15 protein-coding genes are annotated in these 21,477 nt (G+C 60.7%); 6 read left to right on the plus strand and 9 right to left on the minus strand.

Annotated elements, in window-relative coordinates:
* Both L888_RS14770 and L888_RS0110330 read left to right on the plus strand, forming a co-directional pair.
* A partial coding sequence (locus L888_RS14770; protein ID WP_211234605.1) for a hypothetical protein occupies positions 1–289 on the plus strand: 289 nt, incomplete at its 5' end.
* 243 nt (positions 290–532) lie between these two features.
* On the plus strand, positions 533–2,005 hold the full coding sequence (locus tag L888_RS0110330; RefSeq protein ID WP_027952835.1) for a glycoside hydrolase family 125 protein: 1,473 nt from the start codon (positions 533–535) through the stop codon (positions 2,003–2,005).
* 280 nt (positions 2,006–2,285) lie between these two features.
* Here the strand turns inward: L888_RS0110330 and L888_RS0110335 are convergent, their stop codons facing one another.
* From L888_RS0110335 to L888_RS0110350, 4 genes are all read right to left on the minus strand, one after another.
* Complete coding sequence (locus L888_RS0110335; protein ID WP_027952836.1) at positions 2,286–3,428, minus strand: cytochrome d ubiquinol oxidase subunit II; 1,143 nt, start codon at positions 3,426–3,428, stop codon at positions 2,286–2,288.
* Between the two features lie 173 nt (positions 3,429–3,601).
* A complete protein-coding gene (locus L888_RS0110340; protein WP_005847419.1) occupies positions 3,602–5,176 on the minus strand; it encodes a cytochrome ubiquinol oxidase subunit I in 1,575 nt (524 codons plus the stop codon).
* 18 nt (positions 5,177–5,194) lie between these two features.
* Positions 5,195–5,434, minus strand: a complete 240-nt coding sequence (locus L888_RS0110345) for a DUF4492 domain-containing protein (RefSeq protein WP_027952837.1) — start codon at positions 5,432–5,434, stop codon at positions 5,195–5,197.
* Positions 5,435–5,987: 553 nt separating this feature from the next.
* Positions 5,988–8,495 carry a choice-of-anchor J domain-containing protein gene (locus L888_RS0110350; RefSeq protein WP_027952838.1) on the minus strand — a complete coding sequence of 836 codons (2,508 nt, stop codon included), beginning with the start codon at positions 8,493–8,495 and terminating at the stop codon, positions 5,988–5,990.
* A gap of 173 nt (positions 8,496–8,668) precedes the next feature.
* Between L888_RS0110350 and L888_RS0110355 the strand changes: the two genes are divergently transcribed.
* Positions 8,669–10,090 (plus strand): leucine-rich repeat domain-containing protein, encoded by a 1,422-nt coding sequence (locus L888_RS0110355; protein WP_027952839.1) that lies wholly within the window; start codon positions 8,669–8,671, stop codon positions 10,088–10,090.
* Positions 10,091–10,184: 94 nt separating this feature from the next.
* Here L888_RS0110355 and L888_RS0110360 read toward each other — a convergent pair whose 3' ends face one another.
* The 4 genes from L888_RS0110360 to L888_RS0110375 are packed head-to-tail and all read right to left on the minus strand — an operon-like array spanning position 10,185 to position 18,525.
* Positions 10,185–11,054, minus strand: coding sequence for a hypothetical protein (locus tag L888_RS0110360; protein ID WP_245594867.1), 870 nt, complete (start codon positions 11,052–11,054; stop codon positions 10,185–10,187).
* A 41-nt stretch (positions 11,055–11,095) separates the two neighbouring features.
* Positions 11,096–12,850 carry a RagB/SusD family nutrient uptake outer membrane protein gene (locus L888_RS0110365; protein ID WP_027952841.1) on the minus strand — a complete coding sequence of 585 codons (1,755 nt, stop codon included), beginning with the start codon at positions 12,848–12,850 and terminating at the stop codon, positions 11,096–11,098.
* 24 nt (positions 12,851–12,874) lie between these two features.
* A complete protein-coding gene (locus L888_RS0110370; RefSeq protein WP_027952842.1) occupies positions 12,875–15,937 on the minus strand; it encodes a SusC/RagA family TonB-linked outer membrane protein in 3,063 nt (1,020 codons plus the stop codon).
* Positions 15,938–15,948: 11 nt separating this feature from the next.
* A complete protein-coding gene (locus L888_RS0110375) occupies positions 15,949–18,525 on the minus strand; it encodes a zinc-dependent metalloprotease (protein ID WP_027952843.1) in 2,577 nt (858 codons plus the stop codon).
* 271 nt (positions 18,526–18,796) lie between these two features.
* On the opposite strand from L888_RS0110375, the gene L888_RS0110380 reads away from it, so the two are divergent.
* Positions 18,797–19,816: a UpxY family transcription antiterminator gene (locus L888_RS0110380; protein ID WP_027952844.1), complete on the plus strand. Its 1,020-nt coding sequence runs from the start codon at positions 18,797–18,799 to the stop codon at positions 19,814–19,816.
* Positions 19,817–19,833: 17 nt separating this feature from the next.
* Here the strand turns inward: L888_RS0110380 and L888_RS0110385 are convergent, their stop codons facing one another.
* Positions 19,834–20,277 (minus strand): T9SS type A sorting domain-containing protein, encoded by a 444-nt coding sequence (locus tag L888_RS0110385; protein WP_027952845.1) that lies wholly within the window; start codon positions 20,275–20,277, stop codon positions 19,834–19,836.
* Between the two features lie 144 nt (positions 20,278–20,421).
* Here L888_RS0110385 and L888_RS0110390 point away from each other — a divergent pair, with 144 nt between their 5' ends.
* Positions 20,422–20,805 (plus strand): 2-amino-4-hydroxy-6-hydroxymethyldihydropteridine diphosphokinase, encoded by a 384-nt coding sequence (locus tag L888_RS0110390; RefSeq protein ID WP_027952846.1) that lies wholly within the window; start codon positions 20,422–20,424, stop codon positions 20,803–20,805.
* A 151-nt stretch (positions 20,806–20,956) separates the two neighbouring features.
* The coding region (locus L888_RS13855; RefSeq protein ID WP_156924999.1) for an AAA family ATPase at positions 20,957–21,477 on the plus strand (521 nt) is incomplete at its 3' end.

The following is a 21,477-nucleotide window of genomic DNA, read 5'->3' on the forward strand; positions in this document are numbered from 1 at the left end:
CTGGAAATGTATCGAAGTTCAAGTAAAACCTGTGAATCTCATCCAAAATGAATCGGACGGTTCTCATTCATACCCAATTCCCCGAAACCCAATAAAAACAGGAACGGGGACTTGCTTCTTGTACTACTACTCTGTCTATGTAAATACTTTCAAAGAACTCTTTCCTAAACGCAAACCGCCACACAGGCGGAAAGCGAGTGCAAAGGTAGACATTGAACCGGAAACAACCAAACAATCAAGCAAAAAAATACAGATGAAAAACGAATTTTTCGCTTTAACGGACAAATAAAGGACACAAAAACAGAACTCACATTATTATATATATGCGAGAGAAAAAGCGGCGACAAGCATTGTTGAAACGACTGAAACATGCTTGAGGAGGCTGGAAAGGGAATGACAGACACCGTAAAAATCGGGCGAAAAGGCTTGAAAACCGGAAAATAATGGCTATATTTGCGCCATACGGACAAGACCATCAACGAAAAACAACCCAAACTCGACCCCAACATCCACCGCCAACACCCAACCCGCCATGTACCATCCCATCACCCGCACCCTGGCCCTCGCGCTGTGCCTGACAGCCGCCGCACCCGCACTGCACGCCCAAGACGTGCAAGTGGAGCCGCGATACACCACCACCGTGGCCGACGACCACGCCGCCGAGTACATCTCCAAGCGCCCGCCCGTGGAGCAACGCCTGTTCCGCTCCGAGGTGATCGACCAGAAAATCAAGGAAGTGAAGCGCATTCTAAAGGACAATCCCAGGCTGGCCTGGATGTTCGGGAACTGCTTTCCCAACACGCTGGAGACCACTGCACACTACCGACAGCCCGACGGCGACGACGACACCTTTGTCTATACCGGCGACATCCCGGCCATGTGGCTGCGCGACTCCGGTGCGCAGGTATGGCCTTACGTGCCGTTTGTCCGCAAGGACCCGAAGCTGCGCCGGCTCATCCGCGGCGTCATTCTGCGCCAGTTCAAGCTCATGGCCATCGATCCCTATGCCAACGCATTCAACGACGGCCCCACCGGCGCGGGCTGGCAGACCGACGAGACCGACATGAAAAAGGAAGTCTACGAGCGCAAATACGAAATCGACTCCCTCTGCTACCCCATCCGCCTGGCCTACGCTTACTGGCTGGCCACGGGCGACGACACCATCTTCGGCGATGCCTGGCAAAGGGCCATCGCCGCCGTGGTGAAGACTTTCCGCGAGCAACAGCGCAAGGACGGGCTGGGCAGCTATCGATTCTACCGCGTCACCGACCGCACCTACGACACCGTGGGCTGGGGCGGCTACGGCGCGCCGGCGAAGCCCGTGGGCCTCATCGCCTCGGTGTTCCGGCCGAGCGACGACGCCACCACCTTTCCTTTCCTCGTGCCCTCCAACTTCATGGCCGTCTCGGCCATGAACAAAGCCGCCGAGATTCTGCGCAAGACCAACGGCGACGCCCGCCTGGCCGACGACTGCGCACGGCTGGCCCGCGAGGTGAGCGCCGCCCTGAAGCAACATGCCGTGTACCCCCATCCCAAGTATGGCGACATCTACGCTTTCGAGGTAGACGGCTACGGCAACCACCTGCTGGCCGACGATGCCAACGTGCCGAGCCTGCTCAGCCTGGCCTATCTGGGCGACGTGGATCCCGCAGACCCCATCTATCAGAACACGCGCCGCTTTGTCTGGAGCGACGACAACCCCTGGTTCTTCCGCGGACGGGCGGGCGAAGGCATCGGCGGGCCCCATGCCGGACGGCAGCTGGCCTGGCCCATGAGCATCATGATGAAGGTGTTCACTGCCCGCGACGACGAAGAGATTGCCCGATACATGACCATGCTCATGCACACCGACGGCGGCACGGGCTTCATGCACGAGTCGTTCAACGTGGACGACGCCACCAGTTACACCCGCCCCTGGTTTGCCTGGGCCAACACGCTTTTCGGCGAGCTGGTGCTCAAACTCATCGACGACGGCAAGGCCCCACTGCTCAACCGGCTGCGCTGACCGCCGCTCCCCGTCCCGCCCGCCCTGCCGCAAGCAGCCGCCACGGCGGCGCACCCGCTCCGCCTCCACGCCGCAAAGGCGATGCCGTTACGCCGTAACCGCATCGCCTTTTCCGTGCAATCGCCCTGCCATTGCGCCGTCAACGCAGAGCCTCCACGACCGCGCTCGCTCACGATGCCCCCTCGGGGGCAAAAGCATCGGGCAGCCCCCGTGCCGCGACGACACGCCGGGGGCTGCCCGATGATGCTGTGGTATGGGGGCCGGAAGGCCGGCGCGCGGGTCAATAGGCCTCGCCCTCGCTGATTTCGCGGCGGTCTATCTTCTTCTTGTCGATGGCCCGCCACGCATACGCGGCATAGGCCAGGATGACCGGCACCAGCAGCGACACGTAGGCCATGGCGCGCAGCGTGGTCTCGCTGCTGGAGCTGTTGCGGATGGTAAGCGAGCTCTGCAGGTCGGCGTTGGAGGGATAGAACGCCGTGTTGTTCCAGCCCACGCAGAGGAAGAGCACCAGCACCACGAGGATTACACCGATGCCCGCGGGCCAAATGCCGCGCACATAGTCCTTGACCAGCACGGTGCGGGCTACGCCGAAGAGCAGCAGCACCACACCCACGAGCAGCACCAGCGTGAGGGGCCACATGGCGATGAGGTTGTGCAGGTACTTGTAAGACTCCATGAAGATGAGCCCCGTAGCTGGGTCGTAGGCGTAGCCGGCCTTGAGAAGGGTGCGCAGCAGAAAGGCGAGGAAGAACACGAGGAAAGCCGCCATGTTCCAGACGAGCTGCGTGCGGGTGCGCCGACGTATCTCGTCGTCGGCCACATTGTTGTGCACGTAGAGGATGCCCAGCACGCGGGCCAGCAGGAACACGGCCACGCCGAACACCAGATTCCACACGTCGAGCAGGGCGTCGAGGCCGCTGCTGGCGTTGGCCCAGCGGCTGATGACGGGTTGCACAGAGGTCATCATGTTGGCTTTTTCGATGACGAAATTGCTGCCGTTGAAGAACGTGGCCACCGCGCCACCCAGCAGAAGCGGGCCCACCACGCCGTTGAACACCAGGCAGGCCTGGAACGTCTTCGGGCCGAAGAGGTTGCCCAGCTTGTGCTGAAACTCATAGCTCACGGCCTGGACCACAAAGGAGAACAGGATGAGCATCCACACCCAGTAGGCTCCACCGAAGCTGGTGCTGTAGAAAAGGGGGAACGAGGCAAAGAACGAGGCGCCGAAAGTGACCAGCGTGGTAAACGTAAACTCCCACTTGCGGCCCGTGGAGTTGACCACGAGACGACGTTCTTCGACCGTCTTGCCCAGATTGAAGATGAGCGAATTGGCTCCCTGCACAAAGAGCAGGAACACCAGAAAAGCGGCCATCAGCGACACGATGAACCACCAGTATGATTGCAGAAATTCGTAACTCATTTTTATTTGTTGCTTTAAAATTTTGAACTCTGACTTGCGAATGCAGCACGGCATTCCAAAAACATCTTGAACTATGACTTGCGAACGATGAACCGTATTCCAAGAACATTTTAAATGATGACTTGCGAACGCAGCACGGGATGCCGGAAAAATTTTGAATCTTGAATTTTGAATTATGAATTGTATTCCGGTCCCCGCCTGATCTGCTTGCACAGAATGCTCACCTCTACGACGAGCATCGTGGTGAAAAGAGCCAGGAAAAGGAAGAACGTGAGGGCGACGCTGCCGGCCGGAATGTCGGACACGGCCACGCCTACGGGCAGCATGTCCTGGATGGTCCACGGCTGGCGGCCCATCTCGGCCACCACCCAACCCGCCTCGCTGGCCACATAAGCCAGCGGGATGAGGGCCACGCCAGCCAGCTGCAACCAGCGCATGCGGGTGATGTCCTTGCGGTAAACCACGAAAAGCACCACCGCAAAGAACGCGATGAACAGCACACCCAGCCCCACCATCACGCGGAAAGCGTAGAACATCAAGGGAATATTGGGCACCAACTCGTGCACGTCCTTGATGTATCCGTAGCCGAAATACTTGATGTTGTCGCGCAGCACGGGCAGCTGCGCCTTGGCCTCGGCCGGCATGGGCTCGCCCTTCTTGGCGCGGGCCATGGCCGCACGGTAGGTCTGCAGGGCCACGATGGCTTTCTTGCCGCTGGCCATCTTCTCGGCATACGAGGGCTCGCGGGTGCCGTCCTCGCGGGTGTAGCCCTTGATGAGGTCGTTCACGCCCGGCACATAACCGTCTGTCGAGTGCGTGGCCAGCAGTGAGAGCACCCCCGGAACAGCCAGCCGCATGGGCGGTTCGGCCTGGCGTTCGTAGTCGGGCTGGCCGATGGGGCTCACCATCGAGACCAGCGTAAGGCCCTGGTTGGTGCCGCCGTTGTAGAGCGCTTCCATCGTGGCCAGCTTCATGGGCTGCACCTTTGCCACCATGTAGGCCGAGTTGTCGCCCGTGGCGGCGGCCAGCAACGAGGCCACCAGACCCACTCCCGCGCCAATCTTGATGCTGGCCCGGGCCAGCTGCAGCTCGCGCTTCTTCAGCAGATACCAGCAGCTCACGCCCACGGCAAACACGGCGCCGATGATCCACGACGAGGTGATGGTGTGGAAAAACTTGTCTACGGCAAAGGGCGAGAACGCCACATCCATGAACGAGGTCATCTCAAAACGCATGGTGTCGGGGTTGAACTGCTGGCCCACGGGGTACTGCATCCACGAGTTGGCCACCAGAATCCACCAGGCCGAAATGGTTGCGCCGAGGCCGGTGAGCCAGGTGGCGGCCAGGTGGAAGCCGCGCGACACCTTGTCCCAACCGAAGAACATCACGGCCACGAACGTGCTCTCCATGAAGAAAGCCACGATGCCCTCGATGGCCAGCGGGGCTCCAAACACGTCGCCCACCATCCAGGAGTAGTTACTCCAGTTGGTGCCGAACTCGAATTCGAGGATGATTCCCGTGGCCACGCCCATGGCAAAGTTGATGCCGAAGAGCTTCTGCCAGAAACGGGCCACGTCCCGCCAGAAAGCCTTCTGCGTGCGATAGTAACAAGTCTCTGCGATGCCCATAATCACGGCAAGGCCCAGCGTGAGCGGGACAAACAGCCAGTGATAGATCGCCGTCAGCGCAAACTGGGCTCTGGACCAGTCTACTGTTGAGCTGGTAATGTCGAGTAACAAATTGAACATATTGGTTAAGAATTAAATTTACGGCTGCGGAGCAGGAAGGATGCGCGAGGAGACAAACTCCGGCTCGTGTCCTTTCTGCGCATGGTCGCTGATGAAATTGGGGAAGAAAAACAGCTTGAGCACGGCGAAGATGACGAACAGCTTTATCAGAATGACGGCCCACAGCGTACGCCCCAGCGTCATTTCCCTGAACCCGTCACGGTAGAGGCGATAGGTTCCGCGCATCAATCGGTATAGCTTGCTTGACTTGAAATTCATTAGTTTTTGGTTATAGCTGCAAACTTAACGATTTTTCCCGATTCCCGCAACGATTTCATTGGAAAATCTCCATTGTTGGACAAAATATCTTTTGCAGGGCCATCGCAGTGCGTCAGACAGGAGAACAGAGTCGCTTGCCGGATTCGTGATGGGGGGATAGACAGAACAACACGGGGGGTTAGACAGAACAACGGGTGGTTTTTAGACATAACAACAGAATAACATATTGGCTGGCGCACTGTGTTTAAAGACATAGTAACAGAATAACATGTGGCTGGCGCACTGTGTTTAAAGACATAGTAACAGAATAACATGTGGCTGACGCGATGTGTTCTATATGTTGTTATGTCTAAAATATCACCGCGCCAGCCACATGTTATTCTGTTACTATGTCTTTAAACACACCGCGCAGCCACATCCAACACACGTTGTTCTGTCTGAAAACACGGCGCAAACGCATTGCGATTACGCCGTAACGGCGTTGTCTTTACGCCGTAGACGGAATGCCGTTACGGCGTAAAGACAACGCCTTGTCGGGTGAATGGCAAACGGTCTACCTCACCACCATCTTGCGTGCGGTGGCGCGACCGGCGGCGTCGGTGCCGCGGACGATGTAGACGCCCTTGGCCAAACCCCGGGCGCTATCGGCCACACGGATGCCGCCAAGCATGTAGACGCCGGCCGGCAACAGGGTGCGCACGGCGGTGCGGATGCCCGTGGGCGTGACGTTGACCGTGGCCGGCTGCGAGGCCGACGACTCGCCCTTGCTCGTTACGGCGGCTACGGTATAGACGTTGGTGCCCGGCAGGGGGGCCTTGTCGACGAACGACGGCGTGGGGGCAGTGCCTATGAGCTCGCCGTTGCGATAGACGCGGTAGCCCTGCAGGGTGTGCGAGGCATCGGCGGCATAGAGCTCAATGTTGTCCACCATCCAGTTGTAGGCCAGTCCGATGGGGTCGGCCGGGTCGAGCGGCTTGTCGAAAGCGTGGAAGCGCACGCGCATCTGGCTGGAGGCGTAGGCCGAAAGGTCGACGGCCACTTCCATGTATTTGTTGCTCGTTTCCCTGCCGCCGAGGCTGCGAACCTCGAGCAGCACGTGCCAGGTGGCGCCGTTGTCGGAGCTCACCTCCACGTTGTACTCCTGTGGATTCTTGACCGGAAAGAGCCCCATGCCCGTGTTGCACGACTGGAACACCAGCGTCGTGGCATGGTCGAGGGTGGGCGAAGTGAGCGTCTCGTTCTGGCTCTCGGAGTCCCAGGCCGACCACATGGCCGCGCTGTAGTTGCCGTCGTAGGCCTTGTAGGTGCGGTTTTTCAGCTGCCAGTGCCAGCCGCGCGTGCCCACGTTCTGCATTTGCCATCCGTTGGGATTGTCGGTGTTCTCGAAGTCTTCACTCAGTATTTTCTTGCCCACGGGCACCGCATTCCACGAGAGCGACACGCCGGAGGAGTCGATGACGGCGTGCAGACCGTTGGGCATGGACACCAGATTGGACACCTGGGCCACGGTGAACTGCTGCTGCAGGGCGGGGTTGTGCGTGGCGGCGACGGTGATCACGGCCTGTCGCACCTTGGAGTCGGTGTTGTCGGCAGCGGCCACAAACACCAGCTGCGTGGTGCCCGAGGGGCCCTGTACGGCCGACGGCATGAGCCAGTCGGGCACGTTGCGGATCTGCCATTCCACGTCCGAGGCGACGGTCAGGCTGCCTGCACTGCCCGCCGTGCCGGCGAGCATGAGGGCCGAGTCGGAGAGGACGATGCGCTGTTCGGTCTGTCCGAGCGTGAACGTGATGGTCTCGCCGCAGGCCGACACCTGGCTGATGGCGAAGTTGGCTACGGTGCCGTCGCTGTAGAATGGCTTGTCGGGCGCGGCGCCTCCAAAGGCCGTGCGGCCGCTCTCGGCACTGAGCACGGCCTTCGCGATGGTTCCGTCGGAGGTGAGGCTGCCGCCGGGACGGAACACGTAGGTCTCGTCGAGGATGGTCGTGCCGTTGTAGTTCACGTTGCCGCCCGAGGTCCGCGGGTTGATGCGGTAGACCAGCAGGCCGCTCTCCGGCAGGGAGATGTCGCCGGCCTCGCGCCGCCGATACTCCACGACGAAGTATTCGTCGGAGCCCAGCGGATGGATTTTATAGGCTATGTTTTCCTTGTCGGGGCCGCCCACGGGGTTGAGTTTGTAGGTGCCGGGAACCGAAATTTCGGGGATGCTGTCCACCCAATGGCAGTACTTCATCTTGGTGTAGACCATCATTTGCTGGGGCAGAAGTCCCTGGTTGGACATGAGGTCCCACATGCCCACGGGCGTCTGCGAGTCGTTGGCATGGTAGAGATCGTAGGTGCCGAGCGAGTGGGAGCTCTCGTGGCAGACGAGGCCCAGGTTGAGGTCGATGGGTTCCAGTCCGCCGGAGAACGCGCTGCGGTAGCCGTTGGCCTGGTCGAAGACCATGAGGCAACCCACGAATCGCTTGCCGTGCACGTAGACTTCCTTGCCCGGAGCCGTGAGCACGTCGAGGCGCTTGGGCCAGAGCATGTGCGAGGCCGAGCGGTCGGAGTTGCCGCTGAAGACGTAGGTCAGGTTGTCGATGAAGCCGTCCTGGTCAGCATCGAGTGTCTGGTCGGCGGGCAAATGCTTGTCCAAATAGTTGGCAATCTCGATGACGAGGGCCTGCAAACGGGCCGCGCCGGCCACGTCGTCCTTGTATCCACTGTCGTTGATGCCGGCCTGATAGGGCTGGTAATAACCGCGCTCGTACTTGGTGCGGCAGGCCACAACCGCCCCCGAATTTGGGGCCGGGAAGAAACCGGTGCGCCACGACAACTGGCCGTAGGAGGCGCGCTTGAAGTAGTTGAACAGGGAGAGCGAGTCGGGACGGTCGTCGTTGAACAGCTTGTCGTAGGCCGGGAACGGGCGCGTGAACGCCTCCTCCTCGGTGTCGTCGGCAAACTGAATGAAGCAAACCAGATTGGAAAGGTCGCCCTTGTTGGTGGCGGCCGCCGTAGCATGCAGCGGCAACAACAGGGCCGCGAGCAGCAGGAGGCTGGACAGGTAAATCTTCTTCATATCGTGAAAAATTGGTGGTTTCGAGGCTAATTGGCGGGCGAATACGGCCCGAAGACAAGCAAAGTTAAGCCAATTAATATAAAAATGGAACTTTTTAAGGCCGAAATCGTAATTTATTCAAATAATTTAATACTTTTGCGGAGACGTCATTCACATTATTATTATTACCGCTTATGAAGAAGACTTTACTCTCTTTGGCCTCCGTGGCCTTTTGCATGGCTCTGTCTGCACAGACCCATCCTTCCATCACCTTGAAGACAGCCGTGGACGGCAAGCCGCTCACCCTGGGGCTGGCAACAAGCAAGGACGTGGCCTCCATCAACATAGACTGGGGCGACGGCACACTCGTACCGACCGAAGCCATCAAGATGGACGACGGCTATCAGACCACAACCAACGTGACCGGAACGGCCGTAGGCACCGGCGAAGTGAAGATTTACAGCGACGACATCACCGTGCTGGACTGCTCTTACCGCAAGGACGAGGCGAAGATCAGCGAGCTGAACGTGTCGAACCTGCCCGCACTGCGCTATCTTTATGCGCCCACCCACGAGCTGACGGCTATCGACCTGTCGAAGAACACGGAGCTGTACTTGCTCGAACTCTCGAACAATCTGCTCGAGAATATCGACCTCACAGCCAACGTGAAACTGCACAACCTCACGCTGAGCAACAACCGGCTGACCGCCGTCGACCTGTCGAAGAACACGGAGCTGTACAAGATTTACCTCTCGGACAACGCCATCCCGACCGTCGATTTCTCGGCCAACAACAAGCTGAAAACCGTCTACATACTCAACTGCGGGCTCTCGAGCGTGAAGTTCGGCGAGAACAACACCGCCGGTCTGCTCATCAGCATGAACAACAATACACTGACGAGCTTCGACGGCAGCAGCCTGACGGGCCTGGAATCGCTCTCGCTGAACAACAACTTGCTGACGGAACTCAAGCTGAGCGACGCCTTTGTGGCCTCGACCGCCAAGCGCAAGACGCTGAACATCATGGGCAACAGCTTCACCCTGGCCACGCTGCCCGTGCCCGGAACGTTTGCCACGGCAACCCGTTTCAACTATGCGCCGCAGCGCGCCATGGAGGTGCAGAAGGACTTCAGGCAGGGCGACGTGCTCGACCTCTCGGCCCAGACGCAAATCAAGGGCCTGGCCGACGCACCCCAGGCAACGGTGTTTGCCGTGAGCAACGCCAAGGACGAGGAGCTCGTGGCGGGTGTGGACTACAGCGAGGAGGGCGGCAAAATCACCTTCCTGAAAGGCCAGGCCGACTCGCTGCACGTGAGCATGACGACGCCGGCATTCCCCAAATTCGTGGGCACCAAGGTGATGCGCACCACCAATTTCTATGTCACCGCCACAACCAACGGCGTGACTGCCGCCGGGAACGCCGGGCCGGCCGTGAGCGTCGCACAGGGCGAACTGCGCGTGAGCGGGCTTGCCGAGGGCGAGACGGTGCTGGTGTACAGCCTCGCCGGCGAGACCGTCGACACGCGTCAGGCCGTTGGCGGCAAGGCCACGGTGCAGCTGGGCCGCGGTGTCTATGTGGTGAAAGCCGGCGAAAAGGCCGTCAAGGTGGTGATGTAAAGCTGTTCTTCGGCCGCTTTTCAAGGCCCACTGACCCCATCAAAAAATCCCACGCCCCTGCCGGGCGTGGGATTTTTCAATTTGTACGGAGCGTTCAGCGCACAGCCAGCTTGCGCACTTCCTTGCCCCTACGCACGATGTAGAGGCCCTTGGGAAGCGTGGAAAGCACCTGCACGTCGGCCTGAAGGGCCAGCGGCGTGCCGTTCACGGCATACACGTCGACGCGCGCCGTCGCGTCGACGCGCGTGCGGATGCCTGTGGTTTCCTGGCGCGGCGTGGTAATTCTGACGCCGTGCACGTAGGCCGTGTCGGCGCTGGTGTTCTGGATGAGCACGTAGATGGGCCCATCGGAAACGATGGTCTGCTCCTGCGCGTTGGTGAGTTGATGTACGTTTTTCCAAGTGAAGTTGCCCGCATAGCTCAGTCTTCCGAAGCCAATGAGGTTGTAGCGGTTGAACTTCTGCTCGTAGCTGTCGAGTGCCGTCCCAGCCTTTGTGGTGGAGGCCACATAGTAATACATCGTGCTGGCGCACGACACATTGAGGCTTAGCGTGGCCAGCGAGGGCAGCTTGAGCACGATGGCGCCGCCGTTGCGCTGGGTGTTCTTGCTGCTGCCGGGCAGCACAATGGCACCCGTCTTGGAGCCTTTCTTGCCAATGCCGATGGATTCGGCGTCATTGCCGTCGCGTCCCACGCCCACCACCGTGGGCGAAGCGAAGGCCTCCTCATAGGGCTCGAAGTTGGCTCCGGCCATCTGAACGACCTTGCCTGCGGCGTTGGCGCAGTAGTTGTCGTTGTCGATGGCACCCACAAAGCGGTCGATCTTGTCCTGCGAATCGAACCAGAGCCAGCCGTCGCCGTCCACGCAATCGGCCGGGAAGAAGTTGTAGTCGGTCTGCGCCGGCACGGAGGCGGCGAGGCCAAGAGACAGTGCAAGGAGTGTAAAGATTCTCTTCTTCATCATCATTTTCTATTTTAAGTTGATAAAAGGGGCGGGCGGAGGGGTTACATCTCCGTCCAGCCCGGGTTCTGTTTGATGCCGTGATACTTGACTTCGCTCCAGGGAATGGGCAGGTAATACTGCTTGGCGTTGAACTTGCGGATGCGTCCCGGGTAGCGGTTGAGCCGGCTCACGGTGTACTTGTAGCTGCCGTCGGCATTGAGGTCCACGCGCATGGCCATGAGCGGGTTGCTGCTGCCGTTGAGCTTCTGCTCGGCAATACCCCAGCGGAAGAAGTCCCAATACGTGGTCTCCTCAAAGGCAAGCTCCACGCGCCGCTCGTTCACCAGCTGATCCCAACCGAGGGAAACGAGGGGCTCCATGTGGACACGGGCCCGCACTTGATTGACCAGAGACAGGGCGGCGGCGGTGTCGCCGAGGCGGAAGAGCACCTCCGCATAGTCGAGCAGAACCTCTGCATAGCGCCAGATGATGTAGTTCTGCTTGCTGGCGTAGGTCTTGTTGTCGTCGATGGTCTGGGCCGGATCGAGGAACTTGGCCATGTAATAGCCCGTGCGCGAACAGGCCGCGCTGGCCGAGGTGCCGTACTTTGTGATGTCGACGCCCGTCTGCTTGCCGGTGTAGTGCATGTCCATCACGTGGTTGCGATAGGTGCAACCGTCGTAGAGCACGTTGGCATAGAAGCGGTAATCGCGGTTCGCATAGGGGTGCTTGGGGTCGTAGACGGCCCCCGTGCGCATGCCGTACTCGTCGACATGGTTCTGTGTCGGCGTGTAGGCTGCGGTGACACCGGTGAAGAATGGCGAGGCCGCATCGCGGTCGAGTGTGTGTCCAAACTTGACGGCATAATCGCCATCGTCGGAGTGCTGAATCTCGAAGATCGACTCTTCGCTGTTCTTGGTGAGGAAGATTTTGCGGTATTCCTCGCTGATGCCCTGCTCCGTGGTGGCCTGAATGGGGATGAGCCGGTAGGCGCCGAGGGCGATGAGCTCCTCGTAGGCGGCCTTGGCCCTGAGCAGAAGTTCGTGCGCATGGTCGCCGGTGAAGCCCAGCGAGGCGGCCGTGTCGGGCTTGTTCTGGAACACTTCGGCCGACGCCCACAGGCAGGCCTTGGCCTTGAGCATGAGGGCTGCGCCCTTGGTGGCGCGGCCTTGGCTGGCTGCGGCGTGGCTCGCGGGGAGCGTCTTGGCGGCCGCGTCGGCGTCGGCCACGATGAAGTCGAGCATCTGCCCGTAGGTGGCGCGGGGAAACTTCTCGGCATGTTGCAGCGGGTCGTAGGGATGGTCGATGATGGTAACGCCGCCGTGGAGCCGCCAGAGCAGGTAATAGTAGTAGCCGCGGAGGAAGTGGGCCTCGCCCACGACACGCGCCTTCTGGTCGCCGTCGGCGATGCTGCCCTCGTTGGCAAACAGCTTGTTGATGGCCTGAATCTGGGTGAAATAGGCGTTCCAGTTGTAGCGCGCCCAGTTGGTGAGCTCGAGGTCGCTGCCTTTGAGCAGGTCGCCGTAACCGGCATTGAACCAGTCGCTCTTGCTCACGGTGAGCTGATCGCCGAACCAAGGCATGTAGTATTTGGACGCACTCTTCACCAGCGCGATGCTGGGCACGAAGGTTTTGAAGCCCGACCCGATGCCGTGGTACCAGGAATTGACGTACTCGTCGAGCAGCATGGAGTTGTGCCAGACCTCGGTTTCGGAGATTTTATTGATGGGAGCCGTCCTGAAGATGTCGTCGCAGGAGGCCAGCTGGGCCGTGCTCGCAGCGAGAAGAGCGGCATATAGACAGTTCTTGAAACTCATGCGTGTCATACGTGAAAGTGTGGATTAGAAACCAATGTTGAGTGTAAGGCCGTAGCTGCGCTGGATAGGGTAACCCCGAAGCGACTCGGGGTCCATGCCTTTAAGCGACGACCACGTGAGCAGGTTGCTGCCCTGCAGGGCGATGCTCATGGTGGAGACGTGGAGGGGACGCAGCAGCGATGCGGGGAAGGAGTAGCCGAGGTTGAGCATCTTGAGCCTCACGAAGTTGCAATCCTGTATCCAAAAGGTGGATTCCAGGCGGTTGTTGTCGTTGGTGGTGACGAACTTGATGCGGGGATAGCGGCCGTTTGGGTTCTCGGGCGACCACGATTCGGTGAGGTGGTAACGCTGGAACTTCTGCAGTGTGCCGTTGTCGAGCGTGTAGTAATCGCGTATATTCTGCTTGTATCCGCTCTCGCCCTGGAACATGGCGTTGATGAAGAAGCCCTTGTAAGAGGCTCCGAGGCGGATGCCGAAGTCGAAATCGGGCACGGAAGAGTTCTTGACGAAGATGCGATCGTTGTTGTCGAGCACGCCGTCGTTGTTCTGATCGACGTACCGGATGTCGCCCGGCGCGAGGGTGGCGTTGCCTTGTCCGTCCTGGTCGAGCCGGTGGGCGTCGATCTCTTCCTGCGTCTTGAAGAGGCCGTCGGCCTGATACATGGTCCACACCATACTGCTGCGGCCTTTGCGACGCAGGTTCGGAAGCTGTGCCGACTCGTCGCCATAGTCCAGGTATTTGTCGTCGTTCTTGGCCAGGGAGAGGGCCAGATTATACTTGAACTTGCCGATGGTGTTGCGGTGGCTCAGGGTGAAGTCCCAGCCCCAAGCCTTGAGCTTGCTGAAGTTCATGCTCGGCACGCTGCCGTTGACGCCGGTCGAGGGCGGAAAGAGATACTCGGGTGCGGAGGTGATCTTGTCGGTCTCGTAGCGCAGGTAGTACTCGAACGTCAGGCCGATGCGGCCGCCCCAGAAGCCCAGGTCGGCGCCCACGTTGTAGTCGTGGGTCTTGCCCCAGGTGAGTGCGGCGTTGGGATAGCCCTCGAGCACGAGGCCAGGGCGGTAGGAGCCGCCGAAGCTGTAGCCGTAATTGCCCGACTCGGTGTAGTTGGTGAGGTAGGAATAGGCACCCACCAGGCCGTCGTTGCCGAGCCATCCGGTGGAGGCCCGGAGCTTGACGTTGGAGACGACGTCCTGCTTCCAGTTCTTGAAGAACGTCTCATTGGACAGCACCCACGAGGCCGACAGCGAGGGGAAGAAGCCCCAGCGATTGTCGGGCGAGAAGTTGGTGGAGCCGTCCACACGGAAGCTGAACTCGAAGAAGTAGCGGTAGGCATAGCCGTAGTTGACGCGGCCGATGAGCGAAGCGCGCTCGTTGATGCTCTCGTCGCCCGAGAGCTTGGAGTCCTTGGACACGCCGATGGTCTCGGGAAAGCTGCTCTTGTCGAGGTTCTGGCCGGTCATGTACTGGTTGTGCAGCCGCTGGTAGTTGGCCACAAGGGTGGCCCCCACGTCGTGCTTGCTGGCGAAAGTGCGGTTGAAGTTGAGCCCTGCCTCGTAGAGCTGGCTGGTGTAGAAGCGGTCGGTCTGCTGCTGCGACACCTTGGCCGAGGGGTAGATGGTGTTGCGGTCCACGGCCAGCGAGCGGGTCTTCTCGTCGTAGGTGTAGAGCGTAACGGGCTTGTCGAAGTCGGTCTCGATGCGGTGGTTGTCGTCGAACGTGCCGCGCAGGTAGGCCGAGAGGCCCTTGACCATGGGGAAGTCGTAGGCCAGGCGGGCGGTGATGGTGGCGTTCTTGCTGTTGTCCTTGATGTATCCGCCCAGTCCGTAGATGTTGATGAGGGGGTTGTTGCCGTTGGCGCTGGCCAGGCTTCCGTCGCTGAAGCGCAGCACCTGCACGGGCGAGTAGGCGTAGGCCGCGTCGATGGTGGTATAGCTACTGTTCTTGCTCTGCGAGCTGGCGCCGGTGTAGTCGAGCGAGAGAGTGAGGCCTTTGGCCAGCGTGGCGTCGAGCTTGCCGCTGTAGTTGAGTCGGCTGCGCTTCACGCCGCTGTACAGTCCCTTGTTTCCGGCATAGCCCAGCGAGAGGTAATAGCGCACGAACTCGTTGCCGCCCGAGGCCGAAACACTGTGCGAAGTGGAGTGGCCGGTCTTATCGAGGTAGTCCAATATGTTGTCGTTGCCATACACGTTAGGGTTGGAATGGGTGCGTATCTGCTCCAGCTGCTCGTCGGTGTAGGGCTCGAGGGTGGTGGTGGGCGAGTTGGCAATGGCCACGTTGCGCAGCTTGGCAAACTCGTAGGCGTCGAGGAACTCGGGCAGACGGGTGGCCTGTTGCAGGTTGTACTGCCCGCGATAGTCCAGCTTGATCTTGCCGTTGGCCTTGGCGCGCTTGGTCTGCACCAGCAGCACGCCGTTGGCGGCGCGCGCTCCATAGACGGCGGCGGCAGCGGCATCCTTGAGCACTGTGATGCTCTCGATGTCGTCGGGGTTCAGGTCGGAGAGGCGCGTCTCGCCGTCTGAGGTGTTGGTTCCGAAGCGCGGCACGCCGTCGATGACGAGCAGCGGCGCGCTGTTGATGCCACGGATGCTCATCGCCGCCTCGCGTGCCGTGCTGGGGTCGCCGGTGGTTTGCATCACCTGCAGGCCGGCAACCTGGCCTGCCAGCGACTGGTCGAGGTTGGTAGTGGGGATCATGAGCAGGTCTTCGGCCTTGACAGTCTCCACCGAACCCGTGATGGACGACTTCTTCTGGATGCCGTAGCCCACGACGACGAGCTCGTCGAGACTCTGTGCATCGTCCTCCATAGTGACGCTGACGGGGCCGGAGGCTGGGGCCACCTCCTTGGTTTTATAGCCTATGTAGGACACGAGCAGGCTCTTGGCGCGCGCGTCTCGGGGTATTGTGAACTCGCCGTCGGCATTGGTCACGGTGGCCAGCTTGGTGTCTTTCCACCGCACCTGGGCCCCAATGACGGGCTCGCCGCCACTGTCGACCACCTTGCCTTTCACGGCGCCGGCCTGCGCCCAGGCGGCCGCCGGGGCCGCGAGCAGCAGGAGCGACACGATTGTCTGTCTGATTCTCATAGCTTGATGGGTTATTGATGATTCAGGAGGCGCTCGATGACGAACACCTGATAATTGTAGAAATCGCGCGTGCCGCCCACGGCCTGATTGCGGTAGGAACGGTACTTGGCCAGCACTGCACGCAGCCGGCCCAGCATGATTGCGCCGAGTTCGCCCTGCGATAACGCCGCAGAGCCGAGATTAATACGGGAAAAAGACGACGCGATATGGCCGTAATCGCAGAGCGTTGACGGGGCCGTCGCGTCGCGCCAGAACGCTGCCACGTCGGCGGCCGCGGCCGCGGCTTTCTTGGGCTCGGCCTTTTCGAGCCCCGAAGCGCGCATCATCTGGGCAATGGCGGCCCCCTGGAGCTGCTGCTCAGCCGCGGTCAAACGGCCGCCGCGGGGGGCGATGAAGAGTGCCTGGGTGAGGTCGGACAGATAGGTGTCGAGGGGATAGTTGAGGCGGGGGTCGGCCAGGCCGCCCTCGCGGATGCGGTAGAGCGTGGCGCCATTGAGCAGCGACGACACCACAGTGGTGCGTATCTTGTCGTTCACGTTGAGGTCGATCTCCATCTTGTTCAGCACGTCGGCGGGCGTGAGCCAGGCGTCGTAGCTGCGCGCCTGGCGGAGCAGCCAGTGCATGGCCTCGCGCTGACGGGCGCGGGAAACGAAGCGGCGGGCGGCGGGCTGGCCGTCGCCCTGGCGCACCTCCTTGTACTCGATGCCGCCCACGAGGGGCATGACGTGGCCCAGGTAGCGGCTGTACTGGCGCGTCAGCTCCTTGTACACGTCCTCGACGGCGTCGTAACGCTCGCCGCGCTCCATGGTCCAGTCGAGCAGATGCCTCATCACAATCTTGAGATTGCTGATGCCCAGGTCGCCGGCCTTGACGTGGTCGTTGCCCAAATCCTCGGTCAGGTCGGTGGGATCGATGGTGCCAAGCATCTGCTGTGCGCCGAATTCGTACATCGGATCGCCGGCCTTGGCGGCTATCCAGCGGTCGAGTTCGGGCTTCTCCTCGGCGGGCGTGGCGGCCCCGGGAACGAGCCGGTAGCCCCAGTTGATGGCGTAGACGTCGTACACGCCCAGCTCGGGCGGCAGCAGACTGACGCCCCGTTCGGGGTCGCCGGGCTGGGCCACGTAGTTGTTGCGGGCGTAGTCCATGATGCTGGGCGTGGTGCCGTAACGCCGGGTGAACGAGGGGCTGCGCAGCGAGTCGACGGGGAAGGCGTAGCTGGCGCCCATGTTGTGCATCAGTCCGAGCGTGTGGCCCACCTCGTGCGAGGCGGCATACTTGATCGACTGGCGCATCAGCTCGTCGTCGAACACCGGACGGCGCACGCGCTCGTCCACGGCTCCGGTCTGGACAAAGCGCCAGTTGTGGAGCAGCGACACGATGTTGTGGTACCACAACACGTCGGCGCAGAGTATCTCGCCCGTGCGTGGATCGCTGTGACTGGGGCCCATGGCGTTGGGCGTGGCCGTGGTGGCGTACTTGAAACAGTTGTAGCGCATGTCGTCGGGATCGAAGAGCGAGTCGGCCGCGGGATAGTCGCGGGCCTCGATCACATGCTTGAAACCGGCCGCCTCGAACGCCTTGTTCCACACGAGGATGCCGTCCTTGATGGTCTGGCGCCACTTGGCGGGGAAGGCGGAATCGACGTAGAACACGATCTTGCGCTGCGGCTCCACGAGCTCTCCGCGGAAGTAGCGGTCGCGGTCCTCGGGCCTGGGCTCCACGCGCCACCGCCTGATGAAGCTACGTTGCTCCACGCGGTCCTTGTCGGAGCTGTAGAGATTCTGCAGCTCAGAGAAGTAACCCACGCGGTTGTCCTGGTAGCGTTTGGGCATGGGGTCGTCGGGCAGCACGAAGAGCGAGCGGTGCATCCGCACGGAATAGGGCGTGGCCGTGAGCCCGCCGGTGAGGTTGTAGCTGAGCGTGCTCTTGATTTCGATGTTGCGCTCAAAGGCCTTCACCTCGTTCAGGCCCGAGGCGTCGGCCACGTAGGTGCCCTTGAGCGAGTTGCCGCCGCCGAGCAGCTTGGTGATGGGGCTGTCGGTTTTGATGGGGCTCAGGCAGGCCTCGTTGGTGCCGAAGAAAGCGCTCACGTCGATGACCACGCTGTGGCCGTGGGTGGCCACAATCTTAAACGCCTTGAGAATGGGGTTCAGAAAGTTGCGGTCGAACGAGGCGCGGATGGGGTCGGAGGCGGCCACCAGGTTGGCAGCCTGCACCAGATTCATGTAGACCGAACGCTCGTCCTTGGTGAAGTTGACGACCATCGGGTTGCCAACCATCTGTCCGGCCACGTAGTCCTTGGCGTTGCTGGTCGAGGCCACGCGGTTGGCCAGCATGTAGGTGCGGCCGAAAGCAGAGTCGGGAATCTCGAAATAGAGTTTGTTGTCCTTGGCCTTGAAGATGACGGTAAAGAGTCCTTGCTTCTTCACGCCGCCCTTGACAATCTTGCCGTACTCGTCCTTGGAGAGTGAATCCTTGCCAAACAGGAGTGCGCCGAGCTTGGCTTTCGGCTTCTTCTTGGCGGCGGCGGGCCCCGGGCAGCCCACGGCAAGGGCAAGGAGCAGGCAACCGGATAAGAGGTGTTTCATCTGTCTGTTCTAATTTAGTTTCCGAGGCCGGGGCCGGCTGAGGGCGCGTTGGCAACGCCATCTCCGGACAAGGCCGCAATGAAAATGATGATATTTTTGCAAAGTTAAGCATTTTTGCAGGTTTCCGCAACGCCAAAAGGCCAAAATCTTACCGCGAAATGGCCGTAAAGGCAAAATAAAAAGGCGGCGGATTTGCCGCCCCCGAATATTATGCCTAACTTTGTATGGACGAAAGGGCGCCCCATGAAACACGCGCCGGACATGGAACAACATGGAACAACAGCCAACAACTGACAGCGAAAACACCCGATGGTACGTGCTCTCGGCCAACTATAAAAAGGAGCTTGCCGTGCGCGACGAGCTCCGGGCGCGCGGCTTCGAGGCCTACGTACCCATGCAGTACGCCCTGGCCCAGGTGCAGGGACGGCGCGAGCGCGTGCTGCGGCCGGCTGCCCATGGGCTGGTGTTTGCCCGCGCCACCATCGACCAACTGCGCGACTACAAGCACTCCTCGCGCAACAATCCCTACGTCTTCTTCCGCATGCAACGCGTCGGGGGGCGGCTGGTGCCGCTCTTCGTGCGCGACGACGACATGGACAACTTCATGCGACTCACGGGCATCGCCGAGGCCAAGCTCACGTATTTCCGCCCGGAAGAGCTCCATTTGGCCAAGGGAGAACGGATTCGCATCATGGACGGAATCTTTGAAGGCATCGAGGGCGTGGTGCAACGGCTGCCCCACAAGCGGGGCGACTATCTCGTGGTAGACCTGCCCGGCGTGTCGGTGGTGGCGGCACGCATCAAGCCCGGCTATGTGCAGCCCGTGGAACGGCGCGTGGCACGTTCGCAGAATGTGGATGCCGACGTGACCCGACTCGCCGCCCTGGCCCTGCGGCTGCTCTACGAACTGCCGGCCGACGGGCCGCGGCAGGCCGAACGCGGCATCGTGGCGGGCGAGCTGCAAGTTGTGCGACGCGCGCTGGAGGGCTGCAAAACGTTTCTCGCGGCCGACCGGGCAGCCTATGCCCTGGCCCACTATCTGGCCGCCCGCGCCCTGGGCGAGCCCACCCTGCCCCACGCCGAACGGCTGCGTCCGCTCTGGCCGCGGCTCAGCGTGCGCAGCCTGCTGCGGATGCGCATCTGCCTCTATCTGGCCCTCGACCACGCCGATACGGCCGCGGCCGACAGCATGGCCGCCACACTCGCACGGTGGGACGACAGCCGTTACACGGCGGGCGAGCGCGCTTTCCTCACCGAGAAAGCGCGGGCCGAAAAAGCTATGAGAAAATAAAAGGAGGGTGTGAGGCGTCAGCGCTTCACGAACTTGAGAACGATATACCGGCACTTCAACAGGTAGATGCCGGTGTTGAGCTGATGAATGTCCACCACCGTGTGGCGGTCGTCCACCCGGCGTTCCATCACCTTGGAGCCCTGCAGGTTGTAGACGGACAGCGTGGCGCCCCGCTCAAGACCGTCGATACGGAGCGTCTGGTCCTGAAAACCGCTCACCGCCAGCAGCTTCAACTTGTCGATACATTCGGTTTGGGCCACCTGCAACATCAGCCGGGCAATGTCGCCGCACAGCGTGGTATTGTCGCTCCAACGCAGGGAAAGCATGTCGCCGTCCATGGCAATCTCGGTGACGCTCTTGCTCACCTCCATGCCGTTCACCCGGATGGGTGCGGGGCGCACGGCGGCCCACATCGTGGACGACCAGACAAACAGGACAAGACTAAAAAGCCATCGGAACATGGGCTCACGTGTTTAGGGGGTTCGGAACGGGGTCGGCCATTGGCCGATCCATTGCGGCAAATATAGGAATAATAGTTGGGATTTACCGTTTTTCGCCGACATTTCTTCGCCGGTGTTAACATTATTTCGTACTTTTGTGCCGTCATGGCCCTGCACAGAATCGTTCTTGGCCTGGGTTCCAACACCCGGCAGACCTACCACATCCGGCTGGTGCAGCAGCAACTGCGGGCTGCACTGGGCGACATTCGCTTCACACGCACGCTCTGGACGGTGCCCATCGGTGTGCGTTCGCCGCTCTATCTCAATGGGTTGGCCGAGGCGCGCACGGCGTTGGACTACGACGAGCTGCTCCGACTCACCAAGCAAATCGAGCAAAGCATAGGCCGCACCGAGGCCGACCGCCGGGCCCATGTGGTGCGGGCCGACATCGACATCCTGCTCTACGACGGCCAACGCTTCCACCTCTCCGACTGGCAACGCCCCTACGTGTGCCGTCTGCTCGGCGAATTGCAGGGCTTCGAGCCGTAAGGACGGCGGCAGGAAACGTCACGGCAAAGGAGGCAAAAAAGTGGAACCAGGAGGAAAAAGGCAGAATCAGAAGCTGAAATACCGCGCCCTTTCCTTTGCCGTCTCGGCAATATGACTTATATTTGCAGCAAGAATCCATAAGCGCAACGACATGAAATACCCCATCGGAATACAAGACTTCAAGAGCATCCGCGAAGATGGTTTCGTCTATGTGGACAAGACTGACCTCGTCTACGACATGGCGACCCAGGGAAAAATCTACTTCCTGAGCCGGCCGCGGCGCTTCGGGAAGTCGCTGCTCGTCTCCACGCTGAAGTATTATTTCCGCGGCGAGCACGGGCTGTTCAAGGGCCTGGCCATCGACAAGCTGGAAACCGAATGGAAGCAATACCCCGTGTTCCACCTCTCGTTCGGCCCGCAGGACTTCACGCAGCCCGACGCTCTGTACAAGGCCATCAACTATTTCATCAGTTGCGCGGAGCAGGAGTACGGGCTGCAGACCATCGAAGAGACGCTCAGCACGCGGTTCCTCCGCGTGCTGCACGCCGCACACGAACAGACGGGGCTGAGATGCGTAGTGCTCATCGACGAGTACGACAAGCCGCTGCTCGACGTGCTCGACAGGCCAGACACCATACGCGTGAACAACGTAGACAAGACCTTCGAGGAGCA

The sequence above is a fragment of the Hallella seregens ATCC 51272 genome (genome assembly GCF_000518545.1).
Classification (GTDB): Bacteria; Bacteroidota; Bacteroidia; order Bacteroidales; family Bacteroidaceae; genus Prevotella; species Prevotella seregens.